The 16,870-nt window shown below is 36.9% G+C and carries 28 protein-coding genes and 3 pseudogenes; 28 read left to right on the forward strand and 3 right to left on the reverse strand.

The annotated features are described in order from the left end of the window. Window positions 1-61 precede the first annotated feature (61 nt). The 17 genes and pseudogenes from ACWJJ4_RS13800 to ACWJJ4_RS13880 all read left to right on the forward strand — a co-directional run. Window positions 62-643: pseudogene (locus tag ACWJJ4_RS13800) on the forward strand (ribonucleotide-diphosphate reductase subunit beta); the annotation flags it as partial. A gap of 106 nt (window positions 644-749) precedes the next feature. Next, a complete protein-coding gene (locus tag ACWJJ4_RS13805) occupies window positions 750-1,271 on the forward strand; it encodes an HNH endonuclease signature motif containing protein (RefSeq protein WP_454021715.1) in 522 nt (173 codons plus the stop codon). Window positions 1,272-1,447: 176 nt separating this feature from the next. Next, window positions 1,448-1,855: pseudogene (locus ACWJJ4_RS13810) on the forward strand (ribonucleotide-diphosphate reductase subunit beta); the annotation flags it as partial. After that, on the forward strand, window positions 1,852-2,091 hold the full coding sequence (locus ACWJJ4_RS13815; protein ID WP_079005128.1) for a thioredoxin family protein: 240 nt from the start codon (window positions 1,852-1,854) through the stop codon (window positions 2,089-2,091). The pseudogene ACWJJ4_RS13810 and the gene ACWJJ4_RS13815, both read left to right, overlap by 4 nt. Before the next feature lie 241 nt (window positions 2,092-2,332). Then, window positions 2,333-2,947, forward strand: coding sequence for a hypothetical protein (locus ACWJJ4_RS13820; protein ID WP_077722340.1), 615 nt, complete (start codon window positions 2,333-2,335; stop codon window positions 2,945-2,947). Between the two features lie 109 nt (window positions 2,948-3,056). Continuing rightward, the gene (locus tag ACWJJ4_RS13825) at window positions 3,057-3,221 is read left to right on the forward strand and encodes a hypothetical protein (protein ID WP_172424409.1); all 165 of its coding nucleotides are present in this window, start codon (window positions 3,057-3,059) and stop codon (window positions 3,219-3,221) included. 117 nt (window positions 3,222-3,338) lie between these two features. Continuing rightward, window positions 3,339-3,638, forward strand: a complete 300-nt coding sequence (locus ACWJJ4_RS13830) for a hypothetical protein (protein ID WP_454021716.1) — start codon at window positions 3,339-3,341, stop codon at window positions 3,636-3,638. A gap of 775 nt (window positions 3,639-4,413) precedes the next feature. Next, window positions 4,414-5,253, forward strand: coding sequence for a thymidylate synthase (locus ACWJJ4_RS13835; protein WP_454021717.1), 840 nt, complete (start codon window positions 4,414-4,416; stop codon window positions 5,251-5,253). Beyond that, complete coding sequence (locus ACWJJ4_RS13840; protein WP_454021718.1) at window positions 5,253-5,759, forward strand: dihydrofolate reductase; 507 nt, start codon at window positions 5,253-5,255, stop codon at window positions 5,757-5,759. The genes ACWJJ4_RS13835 and ACWJJ4_RS13840 overlap by 1 nt, the downstream gene beginning before the upstream one ends. A 128-nt stretch (window positions 5,760-5,887) precedes the next feature. Continuing rightward, on the forward strand, window positions 5,888-6,253 hold the full coding sequence (locus tag ACWJJ4_RS13845) for a hypothetical protein (RefSeq protein WP_454021719.1): 366 nt from the start codon (window positions 5,888-5,890) through the stop codon (window positions 6,251-6,253). Between the two features lie 59 nt (window positions 6,254-6,312). Next, window positions 6,313-6,669, forward strand: a complete 357-nt coding sequence (locus ACWJJ4_RS13850) for a hypothetical protein (RefSeq protein ID WP_206583911.1) — start codon at window positions 6,313-6,315, stop codon at window positions 6,667-6,669. Then, entirely contained in the window at window positions 6,657-7,415 is a 759-nt protein-coding gene (locus tag ACWJJ4_RS13855; protein WP_454021720.1) for a hypothetical protein, read from the forward strand. The genes ACWJJ4_RS13850 and ACWJJ4_RS13855 overlap by 13 nt, the downstream gene beginning before the upstream one ends. After that, the gene (locus ACWJJ4_RS13860; protein WP_454021721.1) at window positions 7,412-7,795 is read left to right on the forward strand and encodes a hypothetical protein; all 384 of its coding nucleotides are present in this window, start codon (window positions 7,412-7,414) and stop codon (window positions 7,793-7,795) included. The genes ACWJJ4_RS13855 and ACWJJ4_RS13860 overlap by 4 nt, the downstream gene beginning before the upstream one ends. Next, complete coding sequence (locus tag ACWJJ4_RS13865) at window positions 7,792-8,151, forward strand: hypothetical protein (RefSeq protein WP_454021722.1); 360 nt, start codon at window positions 7,792-7,794, stop codon at window positions 8,149-8,151. Before ACWJJ4_RS13860 ends, ACWJJ4_RS13865 begins: the two co-directional genes overlap by 4 nt. Next, window positions 8,151-8,285, forward strand: a complete 135-nt coding sequence (locus ACWJJ4_RS13870; protein WP_454021723.1) for a hypothetical protein — start codon at window positions 8,151-8,153, stop codon at window positions 8,283-8,285. The genes ACWJJ4_RS13865 and ACWJJ4_RS13870 overlap by 1 nt, the downstream gene beginning before the upstream one ends. Then, window positions 8,282-8,656 (forward strand): hypothetical protein, encoded by a 375-nt coding sequence (locus ACWJJ4_RS13875; RefSeq protein WP_454021724.1) that lies wholly within the window; start codon window positions 8,282-8,284, stop codon window positions 8,654-8,656. The genes ACWJJ4_RS13870 and ACWJJ4_RS13875 overlap by 4 nt, the downstream gene beginning before the upstream one ends. A 153-nt stretch (window positions 8,657-8,809) precedes the next feature. After that, window positions 8,810-8,998: a hypothetical protein gene (locus tag ACWJJ4_RS13880; RefSeq protein ID WP_046559719.1), complete on the forward strand. Its 189-nt coding sequence runs from the start codon at window positions 8,810-8,812 to the stop codon at window positions 8,996-8,998. Window positions 8,999-9,079: 81 nt separating this feature from the next. On the opposite strand, the gene ACWJJ4_RS13885 is transcribed toward ACWJJ4_RS13880, so the two are convergent. Beyond that, window positions 9,080-9,292, reverse strand: coding sequence for an alpha/beta-type small acid-soluble spore protein (locus ACWJJ4_RS13885; protein WP_042976081.1), 213 nt, complete (start codon window positions 9,290-9,292; stop codon window positions 9,080-9,082). 158 nt (window positions 9,293-9,450) lie between these two features. Here ACWJJ4_RS13885 and ACWJJ4_RS13890 point away from each other — a divergent pair, with 158 nt between their 5' ends. The 8 genes from ACWJJ4_RS13890 to ACWJJ4_RS13925 all read left to right on the forward strand — a co-directional run bounded on the left by ACWJJ4_RS13890 (window position 9,451) and on the right by ACWJJ4_RS13925 (window position 12,992). After that, window positions 9,451-10,281: a metallophosphoesterase family protein gene (locus tag ACWJJ4_RS13890; RefSeq protein WP_407632945.1), complete on the forward strand. Its 831-nt coding sequence runs from the start codon at window positions 9,451-9,453 to the stop codon at window positions 10,279-10,281. Window positions 10,282-10,316: 35 nt separating this feature from the next. Next, on the forward strand, window positions 10,317-10,493 hold the full coding sequence (locus ACWJJ4_RS13895; RefSeq protein ID WP_454021725.1) for a hypothetical protein: 177 nt from the start codon (window positions 10,317-10,319) through the stop codon (window positions 10,491-10,493). 371 nt (window positions 10,494-10,864) lie between these two features. Then, window positions 10,865-11,296 carry a hypothetical protein gene (locus tag ACWJJ4_RS13900; RefSeq protein ID WP_454021726.1) on the forward strand — a complete coding sequence of 144 codons (432 nt, stop codon included), beginning with the start codon at window positions 10,865-10,867 and terminating at the stop codon, window positions 11,294-11,296. Beyond that, entirely contained in the window at window positions 11,297-11,719 is a 423-nt protein-coding gene (locus ACWJJ4_RS13905) for a hypothetical protein (protein WP_454021727.1), read from the forward strand. It begins immediately after the preceding gene. Further along, the gene (locus ACWJJ4_RS13910; RefSeq protein ID WP_077722354.1) at window positions 11,716-12,054 is read left to right on the forward strand and encodes a hypothetical protein; all 339 of its coding nucleotides are present in this window, start codon (window positions 11,716-11,718) and stop codon (window positions 12,052-12,054) included. Before ACWJJ4_RS13905 ends, ACWJJ4_RS13910 begins: the two co-directional genes overlap by 4 nt. A 48-nt stretch (window positions 12,055-12,102) precedes the next feature. Next, entirely contained in the window at window positions 12,103-12,651 is a 549-nt protein-coding gene (locus ACWJJ4_RS13915; RefSeq protein ID WP_454021728.1) for a hypothetical protein, read from the forward strand. Further along, complete coding sequence (locus ACWJJ4_RS13920; RefSeq protein ID WP_263625200.1) at window positions 12,652-12,822, forward strand: hypothetical protein; 171 nt, start codon at window positions 12,652-12,654, stop codon at window positions 12,820-12,822. After that, entirely contained in the window at window positions 12,819-12,992 is a 174-nt protein-coding gene (locus tag ACWJJ4_RS13925; RefSeq protein ID WP_454021729.1) for a hypothetical protein, read from the forward strand. Before ACWJJ4_RS13920 ends, ACWJJ4_RS13925 begins: the two co-directional genes overlap by 4 nt. Before the next feature lie 243 nt (window positions 12,993-13,235). Here the strand turns inward: ACWJJ4_RS13925 and ACWJJ4_RS13930 are convergent, their stop codons facing one another. Continuing rightward, complete coding sequence (locus ACWJJ4_RS13930; protein ID WP_014470254.1) at window positions 13,236-13,475, reverse strand: helix-turn-helix domain-containing protein; 240 nt, start codon at window positions 13,473-13,475, stop codon at window positions 13,236-13,238. A gap of 97 nt (window positions 13,476-13,572) precedes the next feature. Between ACWJJ4_RS13930 and ACWJJ4_RS13935 the strand changes: the two genes are divergently transcribed. Together ACWJJ4_RS13935 and ACWJJ4_RS13940 are read left to right on the forward strand one after the other, a co-directional pair. After that, window positions 13,573-14,127 (forward strand): Holliday junction resolvase RecU, encoded by a 555-nt coding sequence (locus tag ACWJJ4_RS13935; RefSeq protein WP_169539312.1) that lies wholly within the window; start codon window positions 13,573-13,575, stop codon window positions 14,125-14,127. A gap of 195 nt (window positions 14,128-14,322) precedes the next feature. Next, a pseudogene (locus ACWJJ4_RS13940) lies at window positions 14,323-15,243 on the forward strand (nucleobase:cation symporter-2 family protein); the annotation flags it as partial. Between the two features lie 393 nt (window positions 15,244-15,636). Here ACWJJ4_RS13940 and ACWJJ4_RS13945 read toward each other — a convergent pair. Further along, entirely contained in the window at window positions 15,637-15,912 is a 276-nt protein-coding gene (locus tag ACWJJ4_RS13945) for a hypothetical protein (protein ID WP_070082007.1), read from the reverse strand. Window positions 15,913-16,246: 334 nt separating this feature from the next. Between ACWJJ4_RS13945 and ACWJJ4_RS13950 the strand changes: the two genes are divergently transcribed. Beyond that, complete coding sequence (locus tag ACWJJ4_RS13950; RefSeq protein ID WP_070082006.1) at window positions 16,247-16,813, forward strand: cysteine hydrolase family protein; 567 nt, start codon at window positions 16,247-16,249, stop codon at window positions 16,811-16,813. The last annotated feature ends 57 nt before the right edge of the window (window positions 16,814-16,870 follow it).

Here is a 16,870-nt window from a genome sequence, read left to right on the forward strand (position 1 = left end):
ATTGCCTGAAGGGAAATTCACAATTGAACAAGAGTTTATATCTAAGAAGGAGGACTAATAATTGACGCAATATACAGCAGCAAACTGGTCAAAGCATGAAGATGATTTCACCCAAATGTTTTACAACCAAAACGTAAAGCAGTTTTGGCTTCCGGAAGAGATCGCATTAAACGGCGATCTTCTCACTTGGAAGTATCTTGGAACAAAGGAACAAGATACTTATATGAAAGTTTTAGCTGGGCTTACATTATTGGACACAGAGCAGGGGAACACAGGCATGCCGATTGTGGCCGAGCACGTCGAAGGCCATCAGCGAAAAGCGGTTCTTAATTTCATGGCGATGATGGAAAACGCGGTGCACGCAAAATCTTACAGCAACATCTTTCTAACTTTGGCTCCAACCGAGAAGATCAATGAAGTCTTCGAATGGGTGAAAAACAATAGGTTTCTTCAAAAGAAAGCAAAAACAATTGTTTCGATTTATGAAGCGGTTCAGAAAAACGATGATATTTCCTTATTCAAAGCAATGGTTGCATCTGTGTTTCTGGAGAGTTTCCTTTTCTACTCAGGGTTTTATTATCCACTTTACTTTTATGGACAAGGGAAGCTCATGCAGAGCGGAGAGATTATTAACCTGATTATTTAATAGTCCCTTTTGTCGGCAACGGCAAATGTGAACCTCTCTAATTGCTGGAAAATCCTTTTAGGACAATCAGCAGCGAAGCTATGCGAACCCAAAGGAGGTGAAAATGATAAGGAAAGAAGTCGAAGAAGCACCTTGGTGGATAACGGAAACGGGAGTTATCATATCAAAAAAATTAAAGAAACCAAGAAAGACATTTATTACTCCACATGGCTATGAAATGATAGGATACACGCATCCGAATAAAGGAACACAGAACTTTTTAGTACATAGGTTAGTCGCAAAATATTTTATTCATGAAATACCAAAAGGAATGTTTGTAAACCACATAGATGGAAATAAACTAAACAATCACGTTCGGAATTTAGAGATAGTTACACCTAAAGAAAATACTCTACACGCAATGAAAATTGGATTAATGTCAGGACAACCTGGAGAAAGTAATTCAATGTCAAAGCTCACAGACTCAGAGGCAACAAATTTAATCTATGATTTGCTTGCTGGAATGAACAATGTTGAAGCTGGTGAAAAATACAGCCTTCATCCTCGTTACGTTAGTCTGGTTCGACATAAAAGAAGATGGAAGACTTTATGGGATCGCATAGAACGTTCAACGACTATCGCATAGGCGGCGAAATTCCGCAAAACGAGTAGGGCGCAAGCTATTGGCGTGGGTGAGAACCCCTTAAATCGAAACGGGAGGCATCCTACAGGGATGATGATATAGTCTGCTCCTTACGGTAACGTAAGGCGGTTGCAACAGGGCAACGAGCCGAGAGTAGCGAACTCGGTTGAACTAGGGGTATTAGAGACGAGGCGATACACGGCGTTTACGTCGGTCTATTAGCTCAAGAGATATACAAGAAACAAACTCCTAACAAGCAAAAAGAACTGTATGCATGGGCTTTAAGATTTCTACAGGAGCTTTATGAAAATGAATTAGAGTATACAGAAGATGTTTATGATCAGGTTGGCTTAGCTCCAGATGTAAAGAAATTCATCAGATACAACGCAAATAAAGCATTAAACAATCTTGGATTTGATCATTGGTTTGAAGAAGAGGATGTTAATCCAATTGTTATTAATGGATTGAGCACAAAGACTAAATCACATGACTTCTTTTCAATGAAGGGCGTTGGCTATAAAAAAGCAACAGTAGAATCATTAAGGGACACGGATTTCATTTTCGATAGCAAAGGAGTTATTTCATGAGACTGATTAAATTAGAACAACCGAATTGCAATCCTTGCAAAATGGTATCCAATTATTTAAACGAAGCAGGAGTCGAATATGAGACATTTGATGTAACACAGAAGCCAGAAGTGGCAGCGCAATTTGAGGTAATGAGTGTACCGGTGACTATACTGCTGAATGAGCAAGAAGAAGTAAAGCGTAGTGTTGGATTTAAGCCTGAAGAACTTGATGAACTACTAAAGGGATTACAATAAAAGATAATTTCCTTAGGGGAGGGCTAACCATATTCGGTTGGAATATTAACGAGATTTCATGGTGGAAGTACATACTGCTTTTAATTTTTTTAATTACTGTAATACCTTTGTTGATAATGGATTGGATAACCTTCTGTAAGATTAAGCATATTGACTGGATTATTCAACGATATTCATGTTGGGCGGCCTATTTAATTTTTGGATAGATTTTTCACATAATAAAACAAAAGGAGAATGTTAAATGGGGAAAATGGATGAAGTAATTGTTGTAGCACCTAGAGATAAAGTATTTGATAATGAAGAACTAGTCTTTCAAGGAATTGAATCTGATCTAGGCAAGGTTGATCAAATAATCGAAAATCTCGCTGAAAGCATGATCACTATGAATAGGGGAGATGCTGAGAGGGATCAAAGCTGTAAGCAACCAATTCCCTATGCCATTTTACAAAAAGGAGACCGAGTATTTGCATACGAGCGGTTAAGAAAAAGCGGGGAAAAGAGGCTTCATGATCAATTATCAATTGGTGTTGGCGGGCACATGAATTTAACTGAAGCAACAAATTTTTGGGAAGCTATTGATGAGAACTTAAGGAGAGAGCTTTCAGAAGAGGTGTTTATCTCAACTTCCAATTTAAATTTAGAAGTTGTGGGGTTGATAAACGATGACTTAAATGAAGTGGGGAAAGTTCATTTAGGCATAATGATTATTGTTAAACTGCCTGAAAATGCAGAGGTATCTGTAAGAGAAACAGATCAATTAAAAGGCTTTTGGTTAAATAAACAAGATTTTGATAATCCATTAGTATTTAATCGTTTAGAATCTTGGTCTAAATACGTGGCAGATATTATTTATTAGTTTAAACCCCTGGCTTTGATCATGATGTTTGTCAGTGGAGGGTCTCAGCCAGGGTACAACTTAAAATACTCAAAAAACTCAACAATTATGCCTACAAAGGAGATGCTGGATGAAAAAAAGATTACGCAAAAAGGCGTGGATGACAGGGAATATAAAACAGGGCGAATTCATGTTTAATGTAATTGATAAGGTAAATGCAGATGGACATGTATATTATCCAAAAGGACACTATCATGTAGACAGGAAAGGGAATATGTACAAGTTCAAAATTTAGAAACAAGCGAAATTGTGATGACTAAAGTTGATAAAGATCTTAGGGATACCAAAGGGTGTCGATTGAACGAACATCTCTATAAAAGAAGACTTTTATAGAAAAGTGAGGTGAGATTCAGTGAACAATTATGTAGATAAAATTAAAGAACATCTTCATAAAATTGCTGAGCTTGAAAAAGGATTGGCATTATTCAGTGAAGATGAAGAAGAATACATAAGCTTATTAGCTAAGATTCAACATCAGTTTGATTTAATTTCAGATGAATCAATGGAAGGGTTTAAAGAATTAACTTTACATATAAGAAATACAGGTCAGAAAAGAATACAACGGGGAATTGATCAGTTACCTCACGCAATCAAAGAAAGTGTAAGTGAGGAAATCAATGACATGAAGAGGGCGGGAGAGTTGTTTGATTGATATTTAAACTTTAAACAAGCCTATATAAACAGTGACAAGTATCGGTTGGGTGTGAGCTTAAATACAATACATTGAATACTTTGAACAACTGGAGGTCTTAATGTGTTTAGACAATATCCAATATGGTACACACCGTCGCTGTATACTTTGAATTACTTGCCACAATTTTCACCATACATTGCTTACTTGAATAGTGCTGAACGATGTTTTCAACAATGTATGTACCAAACTCATGGTAATGCTGAATGGTGTCATAGAAACTGCTACGGCCCAATCTATCGATAAACTTAACCAGAGCAGTTGGATTTAATTCCTCTGCTCTAAAAAATAAAATAAGGAGATGTATTGTAATTACATACTTTACGTTAATACTTGCAGCATACTTATTTGCATTAAATATTAATGAAATTATACTCATTTCACGAGGAGAACAGAACGTATACGCTAAAGTTAAGCATATGCTTTCTAAATCACCGTATAAGGATCTGAAGAAAAATAAGAACTTAGTGTATGTTATAACATTGTTCAAGGGGATTTCGTTCATTATCCCCTTGGCTACTATTGGACTGATCACGCATGGTAACTTGCTAATGTTAGCTTGGACAGCCTTTGCTTTAATTTATACCGGTTTAACAATGTTTAAAATTCTTGAAGTTTTGGACGGTGACTCAAACAATAAGCAAAACAAGTTCGTGTACATGTTGTTTGTTTGCGGTAATATTATCTTCGTAGTTAACTTTATTATCAGTTGGTTTAGATAAAGGAGAATAGAATTATGACTCAGTTTGATAAGCAGTACAACACAATCATAAATGACATAATAAATAATGGGGCATCTGACGAAGAATTCGATGTCAGAACCAAGTGGGATACAGATGGAACACCAGCACATACATTAAGTGTAATCAGTAAGCAAATGCGCTTTGATAATTCCGAAGTACCGATTTTAACGACTAAAAAAGTTGCCTGGAAAACGGCAATCAAGGAATTACTTTGGATATGGCAGTTTAAATCAAACAATGTTAACGAATTAAACAAGATGGACGTGCATATTTGGGATCAATGGAAACAAGAAGACGGTACGATCGGCAATGCCTATGGCTATCAGCTTGGTAAGAAGAACAGAATGCTAAACGGTGAAAAGGTTGATCAGGTTGACTATCTTCTCCATCAGTTAAAAAACAACCCATCTTCACGCAGACATATTACTACGCTTTGGAATCCTGATGAATTAGACTCGATGGCATTGACGCCCTGTGTCTATGGTACTCAATGGCTTGTAAAAGGCGGGAAGTTGCATTTAGAAGTTTTCTGTCGCAGTAGTGATCTTGCGCTCGGGAATCCGTTTAATGTATTCCAGTACAATGTATTGCAGCGTATGATTGCTCAAATTACTGGATATGAGCTAGGTGAGTATATCTTCAATATCGGAGACTGTCACGTGTACACTCGTCATATAGACAATTTGAAAATTCAAATGGACAGAGAGCAATATGAAGCACCTGAGCTATGGATTAATCCAGATGTAAAGGACTTTTATGATTTCACAATTGATGATTTCAGATTGGTTAATTATAAGCATGGAGACAAGCTTTACTTCGAGGTAGCAGTATAATGCTATCTCTTATTGCTTGCTGCGACAAATCAATGGCCATTGGATATGAAAATAATTTGCTTTACCATATTCCAGAAGACATGAAACGTTTTAAAGAACTTACTACAGGAAAGCTGTGTATTCAGGGAAGGCTTACATATGAATCGATCGTAAACATTACAGGAGAACCACTTCAGAATCGAAGGAATATCATATTAACTAAAAACAAGGATTACAAACCTGATCATTCTTCATTTGTTTATCATTCGATTGATGATGTATTAAAGCTCATACGAGGACAATTGGATACAGATGAAGAGGTAATGGTCATTGGTGGAGGTGCTATATACGAGGCATTCTTACCACATGCTGATAAGGTTTATTTGACGATTGTTGATTCAGTTGCTGAAAAGGCAGATTCATATTTTCCAAGGTTAAATGATGACTGGAGAGTAATTGAAAAGGTTCACAGAAAAGCAGAAAACAATACCACATATAATTATTCATTTGTAACTTACTCAAAATAATTAAGAGTAAAAATAAAATAGTTATAGACTTTTGAGAGGCTGAATGATAAGATAAAGACAAGTTAAGAGCTTGTCTTTTTTTTACATACTTTTAGAATAAAAATAAAATAATAAATAGGAGTGGCGTTATGAAAACTGCAAAAGATTATCTTGTTTCCATTTCCAAACCTCTTGTTGCAATTGAGGAGACTAAACAACGACTTCAAAATGAAATTGATAACCTTTATAAAGAGCTGGGGAAAGTTGATAAAGAGCTCAATGAATTTTATCACAAGCTAGAAGAGGACAAATTTAATGCATCAGAGGGATATCATCTTTCGTTAAAAGGTCAAAAGATATTGAGAAAGAGAAGAAACTTAAAACAAGAGCTCCAATTAATGAACACACTTTTCGGGAGTTTAAACAATAACGGATTGACTCTTGAATCACTGAAGATTGCGGAATATAAAATTAGCAAAAAGAAAAACAAGCATTTACAGTATGAATCAGTTTAAAACCATAATCCACATTCACATTGTAAATACATATTTAATCCTTATAAGGAGGTGACGGATTGCAACAAAAAGAGCGAGAATTGTTGTCAAAGAAAGAACAGCTTGAAGTTGATGTTTTAGAAAAGGAAGTAGCTTTACTCCGGCTAGAAGTGGAACAAGAAGATTCCAATCTCCACAAAATTGGGGAGATCGGTGTACTCAAAGATTTTCTTTTATACATAAAGAAATACAGAGCAATGTTTACTGTGCAGCAAGCAGAAGAAATTAGAAATATGGATGACCGAATGAAAGAAATTATCAAAGTCCATGATGAACGAGTTATGGTTGATGAAGCAGCTTTAGAGGGGTTTATTGAAGAAATTGAGGATCAAATTAATTTAATTGTAAGTGGAGGAGATAAGGAATGGAAAACGTAAATCAAACGGTGATCAATAATGCGAATACGGTATTTGAAAAGAAGGACGATAAATATTTCGGTTATAAATCTCGTTTTGGAGATATTGTTATTGGCGGCGCGTATTCTTATAGATTCGTTGTTCACTATGCAAAAACGAATCAAGATGTTGTTATTATATCTGGCGATGTAAATACGGTAACGACTCCGGTATGTACAACACTAGAGGAACGTTTATGGAAGCCGGAGAAAAGCGCTCAAGCCCGCCGTGATGAAATCGTTGAGCAGGCGAAGGCGGACGTTGAGAAACTGATTGAGGATGCTGGCTCGATATGCCCGGTCTATTACGGTAATTATACGATGCGGGAATGTACAAATCGTGTAGAGTTCGTTGTTAACCGAGAGAAGCGTACCGTTGTCGCTCTGGTCTTCGGAAAAAGTCAGCGTGTTCGTAGTGAATTACGAGAAAAAGGAATCGCCAAAGCCGCACCGGACGACTGTTTCAACGTTCACATCGGAAAGGCGATTGCGCTAAGACGTGCTTTGGGGCTGACGGTACTGGACGAATACTTGAACGCTCCGCAGCCGACTGAAGTTCGTGTGGGCGATGTTATAGAAGTTACATTAGATAGCGGAGAAATAGAGAAAAAGCCCGTTATTTCTTTAAAAGCAGGAAGTCTAAATGCGCATTTGCCGGGAAGGATTATACAGTACCCATCGCATTATGCAAAAATCATCAACGACTCACGTGAAGAGGTGGGCGTATGAAAGGGTTTGAGTTTAATAATGAACGCATTAAGGAGAGTGCCCAGAAACTTGCGATTAAAATGCGACATGATGATCCTGGTGCAAAGGGCGGTCTTTACATCATAAACGAGGATGGAGCTGACAGAGAAATCTCTGCAGAGGATTTATTTACGGAACCAATGACTGAGGAAGTCAAACAACTACGTTGTACAGTGGCGAATTTGATTGGCGAGAATGAACGCTTGAAGGCGTCTTTTCAGGAAATCACGGAGCTCGCTGATAACTTTTACGTTGAGGATAATTCGGTTGCTAACGGTACTTATATTATAAAACCAGATATCATGCAGTATTCAAATACGGTATATCTTATTCAAACAATCGCAAAGGAGGCGTTAAAATGAAGCCGACAATCACGAAGGAACAGGCAGAGGCTATAGAAGAACTCCGATTAAGATTGAGCGATGAAGGAATATTACTATCATATACAAATGATAGCTTAACAGTTGGCGATAATAGAAGTGGTTGTTTATATAATCTTGATCTATTAACATTAGCTGCTGCATTAATTAACGGTTATGAATCTGAACCGACGCCTGAGGAAAAACTACGGGACTATTATGAGCATATAAAAAGATCGCGGGATGAGAGGTATGTAGCAGGGGATATTGAAGCTAAACGCCATAATGCTGGAGTATTAACCGGAATATGCAATACACTTGACCTTCTCGGAATCGAAATCGAAGGGGTGAATGGTTAGTGAAACGACCAACACCGTACGAATTAAACGAATCAATATCGGTGCTAAAACTCGGCGTACCCGAACACCTTTATCATCACGTTTGGAGCCTTATTTACGAAATTGAAGCATTACGTGAGGAGGTCGGAAGATGAGCGGTAAACTAGCGAAAGGTCAACTCGAAGAAATCCGTCAGCGTGCGACAAAAGCGACAGGCGGTAAATGGGTCGCAGAGGAAAACGACGGACTGATGGATCACCGAACTTACTATCGCATATTTTCAGATATTGAAACGGAATATAGCGAGGTTACATTCCTCATTCATAAATTGGAGAACAAAGAGGACGCAGACTTCATCGCAAACGCACATCAAGACATTCCTAAACTTCTTGATCAAATTTCTTTTCTAAACGAAGTAATATCGAGCTGCCGATGCGCTGAGTGTGGCGATGAATTGGGGGAAGATTGGGCAACTAACAACGGAATAGCGTTTTGCAATTACTGTGCTGGACATAATTCTTTATGAAATCTGTATTTTAAAGAGAAGGTGATGCAGTGAAAGAGTCGTTGAAGAATGATTTTCAAGAGTTTATGAGTATTGCAAAAAGCTTTCTTGCTGTTTCTGGAGCAGTCTTTTGGTTATTGATAATTTCACTCGTTTTTGCTGGGGGCTATTAAAATGAATCAATCATATAAAGTTAGTCTAGAAAAATTACCAATTGAAAGCTTAGAGAGACTGAAAACAGACATACAAAATAGAATTAATGATGGATTGCGTACCGATAACAATGCATACATAAAAGACCAAAGAAGAAAACTTCAAATCGTTTTAGACGAGCTGGTTAGACGAAGTACATTTGTTCACTAAAGGAGGTGAATACAATGCCAGTAGTACTTTATGGATTTGGAAGAGGAGCATAAAAAGAGAGGGGAGTAATCCCCTCATACATTAATGAAATTGGCCATTCATGCTTTGTTGGGCTAGGCGAACTAAACGTTTTGTGATTTCTCCACCTACTGAACCGTTTGCTCGGCTAGTTGTCTCAGGCCCTAAGTTCACACCGAACTCAGAAGCAATTTCATACTTCATTTGTTCAAGGGCACCAGCAGCTTGAGGCACAAGTAATTCATTGCTGTTGTTTGATCTGTTTTGTTGAGCCATATGATCATCTCCTAAAGTTGTATGTAAACAAGCTTGTTCAATTGTATTGTGTGGAGATGTTTTGTAAATATACACATTAATTTAAAGTGAGGGGATTTAAATGTCAATTGGTCATGGAGCATGAATTAACACGTACTTAAACAAAGAAGGGGGATAAAATGAAAATCGATTATGTTTCAGATCTGCATATTAATCACTGGATACCTTGGAACAATAACCAGATAAAATGGGAAAAGCGAACAAGGGAGATTATTAGAAGGTTAATATCGAATGGAAATGGTGAGGTATTAATTATTGCCGGTGACTTTACTGAGTGGAATCAACAGACACTGTGGGTACTTGATGAAGTAGCAAAGCAGTATGAAAAGGTTTACTTCACATATGGTAATCATGATCTTTATTTACTCAGTAAGAATCAGCGCCGAAAATATTCCGATTCTTTAGGGAGGGTGAATGATTTAATTCAGAAGGCTGCCGACATCAATAATGTCACTCCATTAATAAAGTCTACGGATACATACAAAGGAAAAGTCTTTGCTGGAGATGTCATGTGGTATCTTCCAAAAGGAAATGAAGGATGGGATTTCTTCAAAGGTGTCTCTAATGATTCAAACTACATCAGCCTTAATGGATACAGCAAAGAAGATGGAGTAAGAGCAATGTGGAAAAAATCAATGGACTGGTATGACACTCTTGAAAACTCTGATATTGATGTATTTGTATCTCATGTCCCACCTGTTCACAATCCTTATTCTCCGTTTGAGCCTAACAGCTGCTATATGGTCGATTTGCCATTTATTAATGCTGAACATTGGGTTTGTGGACACGATCATTTGCAAGCTGAGTTTTATAAAGAAGGAACGAGCTTTCACATGAACTGCATTGGATATCCATATGACTATGATATGTATCCTAGAGTAAATGAGATACCAGGTAAGCAAGTCGATACGTATAAAATGTTTGAGCTGAAGACATTTGAAATCAAATGAAATTCTAATTTTATTCAGAAAGGAGGATTGCTATTGTGATTGGAAAAGCATTATACAATAATTCATGGTTTGAAGTAGCAACTATCAACTTTGACACAGGGCATATCATAATTAAAAACGACAGTGAAAACTCGTTGGGTTTGAGAATAGGTAAAACACTAACACTTGATCTTGATTACGTCGATGATGTAAAAATTGGACTTCTGCTGTAAATGAATAAAATGTTGATTTTATCGGAAGGGAGAGAATTTAATAATGAGTACCCAAAGAGGGGCAAATACACCGGAGGAATTGGCTAAATCAATTTCAGAAACTAGGAAGGGAAATGCAAGAATTTAGTGACTGCAGCAATGGTATTCGTGAAATTGTTATTACTCTAGATGAAGATAATGGTTCATTTACGATTACAACAGATTAAAATTTGATTTCATTTACAAGGGATAAGCTTCAATGAAAGAAATTGAATTTGAAGAAATTAAGCAAGGTCTCGACAAGTTAAATCGACCAAGGTGATGAAAATTCACATAAGTTGCTGCAGAATGGTTGGTTGCCGAAGTCGAGCGTTTAAGGAGGATAACCAGTCATGCATAATGGATCAACAAAGGTAAATATTCATTTTAATAACGGTTCTCTAATTGAGGGTTTCAAAGTGTCTAGTGAACTAACTGAACCTTTGACTATATATGAACAAATAATGAATCATCCGGAAAGCAAAAAGGCAGCGTTAATTAAGTTTGGCTTTGGGCAATTGTCACCGATTAAAGTTGAAAAATGGTTTAAGTTATATAATCCACCCAAATACTACGAATTTAGAAAAGCAGCAAACAACAATAAAATTACTGACTTACATACTCAAGCAATGACTAAGGAACAGCGGACACGACTATTAAATCTGGAAGAGGTCTTTAATGACGAAAAGTCTAGAAAGGCATTATTAAAATTAGAAAATCAAAACACGAAAAGAAGCATTGACGGTATAACAGTCATTGAAAAACATGATTTTTGGAGGGATTAAATGAATAATGAAAACTCTTCAAAATGGTTTGATATAAACTTCAAGACTAAAACAGACAATAAAATTGATGAAGTCCTATTGAGATTATTTGATCTCATGAAGAAGAGTCTTCACATTTATTTCAATATTGGGAACTCTTCTGATGTTCATGAGTTTTTAAAAATCGCTGCAACAAAGAACAATGTTGATCATTCCTTTATTGAATGGATTAAGGTAAAGGGCATTCCAAGATTAAAGAGCATTGATTTTGAAAATTTACCAAGCAATGATCAATTTCTTGCAATGATTGAGATCGATGAATACTGTCTTAAAAGTGAGATGGATTTTAAAGAACCGGAAGAGGTGAGGGGTTGGATCATCACGATCATTAATAGCATTCAAGAATATGCTAACATTTGCAAACAGTTGGAGGTTGTCCAATGAGTCTAAATGCAATGCATCGTAATATCATGATTTATTCAGATACTAAAGAAAAAGCCGTCAATAAGTTGCAATCAATTGTTTCAGAATTGAATGAAGAAATCCTCATCAATAGATCGGGATTCATTCAGACACCCACGAAAACAATTGAAGCAAGAAAATTCAGTGATTATTGTCGAGGATACAGATACACAAGGGTTTATGTGGACATTTCTTTAACGAATGATCCCGAAACTATGGGATGGATATTAATGAAGCTAGTTCCTCCGTTTTATTATAAAGACGGTCAATATGATGATGACTATAACTGGGAAGACCATGTGATTTATTTTAAATAAAGAAGGTTGGGCAACAATCTTCACAATGAATTAGCAGGGAGGAATTCGATGAAGAATACAGAGTTTAAGGTAACAAGTTTATTAGAGGAGTATAAACGAAGAGATGAGGAACGTAGGGAATTCATCATTCATGAAGGCTACACAGCTATCGAAGAGATCATTAAAGAAGTTAATCAAAGGGGATCTCTAAATGAAGCAGATATTTATTACGGAACACCTAAACCTCAACTAAGTTTCTCGGACGTTGAATTAGGCTACATGCTTACTTCAATGATGGAATATGCGACAAATCATGTAGGAAATCCAGTTGATGAGGAATGTGAACTTGAAAATAAGCTGGCTTACTTTGAGTATAAGGACGAAATTGTTCAAATTTTTGAAGTGTATGGACAAGGTACTGATAGCTGGTTTTTGAAACCAAGTGACGATACCGTTTATAAACTGAGTAACACAGCTTACGGAGTGTATTTAAACCAGTTCGATGATTTCATTAATTACACAATAAATAAAGAGAATGAGAGTAAAAAGGTTTCTTATGGTACCACGATCTTAAATGACATTGCCGGCGGATATACAGTTGGAAGAGGTTCTAAGTAGATGATCGTTACAGCTTGGATTTTGTTTGTTGCATTTGGGCTTGTTTTGTTAGCAAGAATGGATTCTCAAGGGGATATCAAATTTGCTGTTTATATTGGTGTAATAAAATTTGTTTCAGTATTCATTGTTGCTATTGCAGCAGGAGTGATTTGGGGAGGGTTATTTCAATGAAACTCACAAAAGAAAATTTTGATCATTTAGTTGATGAATGGCATAAGAGCAATAGTGATTTAAAATTACATCAGTACTTGGAAATTACATGGGAGCAATTTAAGCTCTTGGTAATGAAGATACTGAAGACATCAAATGAAGATTATAAAGAGCATTTCAAGGGTAGGTGAGATATTTAAATAAAATCGGTCATTTATTTAGAGTGAAAATAAAATAAGTGTATTGGAGGTGGAGGGTAATAACTGAGCACTTTAAGAACATTCAAATACTGTTCAACAAAATGGAAAGACAAATGGGTACGGTGAAAGAAGCTCTCGAGAACAAAGAATACGAAAGAGCCCACCGTAACCTAATCAACCTTACAGATAATAATGAAGAATTGATGCAGGAAATCAGATGGGCTCGAAAAGGGATTAAGATTTAACTTTTCTTCTTTCTTCGTGGTTCCATTCGTACAGCTCTTCAATTGAGCAACCAATGGCATCAGCAAAAGTCATGCCAGTAGCTAAGTTCATATTTGCTTTAGCTCCACTTATATAATCGTGGATACGTTGTCTCGGATATCCTGTGCGTTTGAAAAGGTCATCAACTGTGAGGTCATATTCAAACATTAATTCATTTAAACGAGGGCGGAGGGGTGTCCATTGCTTCATTTCGTACACTTCTTTCAATATTAATTAACATAAAACAGTGTAGCAAAGGTTTATTCTAATTTCAATTTTAGTTTCAATATTTTAGGAGAGTGATTGATTGGGAGGTACAAACCAAGGTAAGGTTTTTGAAGCAAATATAGAAAAATCAGCTGCAGATCAAAAGCTGTTCTTCTATAGAATTAAAGATGTTAACCCAATGTTTTTGAAAAGGGGAGCAGCTGTATCAAAAAACAAATACGATTGCTTCCTGCACTTTAAAGGATATTTATTTCCTTTTGAACTTAAATCAACAAAGAACAAGTCTGTATCTTTCAGTGAAAAGATCATCAAGCCACAACAGATTAAACACTTAAAAGAGGCAACGCAGTATCCAAACATAATTCCTGGTTTTCTGTTTCAATTTAGAGAGCCACAAAACAAAGTTTATTTCGTACATATTAATGATTTCCTTACATATAAGAACATAGCTGAAAATCAGTTAGCAAATACATATAGGAATAAAGTAAACAAATCCAGCATTCCAATTGCAATTTGCGAAGAGATCGGCACAGAAGTCCGTTCGATGAAGAAAAAAGTTAACTATACATATTACTTGAACAAGCTTTGCGATGATTTGATTAAAAAAGAACAGCAGAGTGTGAGCGCTGTATGAGTGAATTCGTTAAATCATCGTCAAAGGAATCGTTTGAAATAGAAAAATATCGTATAACGATTGAAAGCATGAATCAACCATCGGCTGATGCAATTAAGAAAGTGAATCTAAAAGTGAATGAAGTAATGTCTAATTTATTAGCAAAAGAAAAGAGCCATTAAGCCGGCTCTTTTTTGTTGTACTTAAACTATAATGCTTGTGACGATTATCGGGATGACCTTAATGCCGGTCGCGATGAATCATATTGCCGGCGGGGAAGGCAGCAAGGATTTCGGTGATCCGGCTAACCTTGCCCTCGGATTTACGGTGCTTGTCATCATCGTGCTGCTTTATCGGTTTACAAAAGGATTTTTGAAATCCATTTCGATTTTAATCGGCATTGTCATCGGGACGGCCATCGCTTATTTTATGGGAAAAGTGCAATTTGACAATGTGGCGAATGCTGACGCCATTCAAATGATTAAACCGTTTTACTTCGGGACGCCGACATTTCATGCGGCACCGATTATTACGATGTCCATCGTTGCCATTGTCAGCCTTGTTGAGTCAACCGGCGTCTATTTCGCTCTCGGTGACTTGACAAATCGGCGCCTGTCTGAACGTGATTTAGCAAAAGGCTACCGCGCGGAAGGTCTGGCGGTATTCATCAGCGGCATTTTCAATGCTTTTCCGTATACGGCCTATTCCCAAAACGTCGGCCTCGTGCAGCTGACGGGGATTAAGAAAAACGCGGTCATCGGTGTCACGGGCGCACTTTTAATGCTCTTCGGCCTTTTTCCGAAAATCGCAGCCTTCACGACCATCATCCCGTCTTCAGTACTGGGCGGCGCGATGGTGGCCATGTTCGGCATGGTCATTTCCTACGGCATTAAAATGCTCAGTCAAATTGACTTTAAAAAGCAGGAAAACCTTCTGATCGTCGCGTGTTCGGTCGGATTGGGACTCGGTGTAACTGTCGTTCCCGATATGTTTAAGCACCTGCCGTCTTACTTAAATTTGCTGACCACAAACGGAATCGTCGCCGGAAGCTTTACCGCCGTGCTTTTGAATATAGTTTATAATATGATTCCTAAAACGAAAAAAACCCTTGATGTGACAAGGGTTCAAGAGGGTTAGTGATCCGTTTTCTTTAAAATAACATCTTATTTTATCCAGATCGAGGATGCTTCCGAAAGTTGCTGAACTTTTTGCGAGGCATCCTCTTTTTTTTAGTAGTTTCATTGTTTGAAAAAAAACAAATTGAGTGATGCGGCATCCGTCTTATCTCATCGAAAACCGTCCCGAACTATATGTACGTGAACATATGACCAAATGTAAGAGAAAAAAGGAGAATGGAGGGATTATATCGTAAACGAATATCATTGTTCGGACGGTGATGACTCGAAACTTGGTTTAGACATGCAATGAAATGCCTGATGCCGAAGTGCAACTGCAGAATGGGCGCTGAGGGGGAGTGTCTTGTGCACCGATCCTTACAAAAGAGAGTAAAAGAAGGGAAAGCCCCTTCTTCTAATTAATCCATCCTTCAAAAGTTGCGCGATAGAACCCTTCGATTATCTCTACTTTCTTAAGGTAATAAGTAACACCATTTTTAACAGTTGTATTTGGGATATCCCATCTATGAAGGTAATCCATTGTAAAAGAATCTTTGGTCGCTTGTGTCGAAAATTTTGTTTGAGTTGAGTCGCTATTTGTATTGCCAGGGCTGGATGCAAAAGCAGGGGCAGCGGAAACGAGTAAAGTGAGAGACAAGGCAGAACCAGTTAAAACTTTTTTTAATTTCATTTTAAACACTCCTTTGTTTTTAATACACTTGTATTATTACATGAAATACAAAAATAACCAAGGGGTTTTTTGTTAATATTTTGTGAGCGTAGCGTGAATTTTGTTAGGGGAGTGGATGGCAAAAGGGATACTGATAAGTATATAGAGAAAAAGAGTTGATTATTGCTGGCCTCTGGTGAACTGCAGCCTTTGAGTGAGTGTTTGCTTTAGCTATTCCAGCGCTTTTCCAACGGGAAAGGTGTGATATGAAATTTAAAACTGAAACAATTGTACAAAAGTAAAAACTTTATTTAAAATGTTATAAATACTAATTTTCAATATAGGAGGTTATCTGGTGGCAGAAAAGAAAAAAGCGTTAATCATTGTGGATGTACAAATAGCTTTCGATGATAAAAAATGGGGAGAACGAAATAACGTAAAAGCGGAAGAAAATATTAGTAAAATACTGAAATTATGGAGAGAAAAAGGATGGACAGTCATATACATACAACATATTTCTGATAAACCTGGTTCTTTATTTTATCCAAAAAATGAGGGGGTTGCTATAAAGGAAATCGTTAAACCTATGGATAAAGAAGTCATTATAACCAAGAAAGTAAACAGCAGCTTTATCGGGACTAATCTAGAAGAGATTTTAAAATCAAATGATATAACAACTGTCGTAATAACTGGTTTGACTACGCCCCATTGTGTTTCAACAACTACAAGAATGAGCGGTAATTTAGGATTTGATACCTACCTGATTTCAGATGCAACAGCAGCCTTCGGGATGAGAGACCAAAATGATACATATTATGATGCAGAGACTATTCACAATATATCTCTGGCTACATTGCATGATGAATTTGCCACAATATTAACGACTGATCAATTAATCAATGATTTTATAAAAACAAACTGATTAACATTATGGCTAAGGCCGACGGTGGGTATAGGCGGCTGAAAAGCATATTCAGGC

The sequence above is a fragment of the Bacillus sp. JK62 genome (assembly GCF_053663455.1).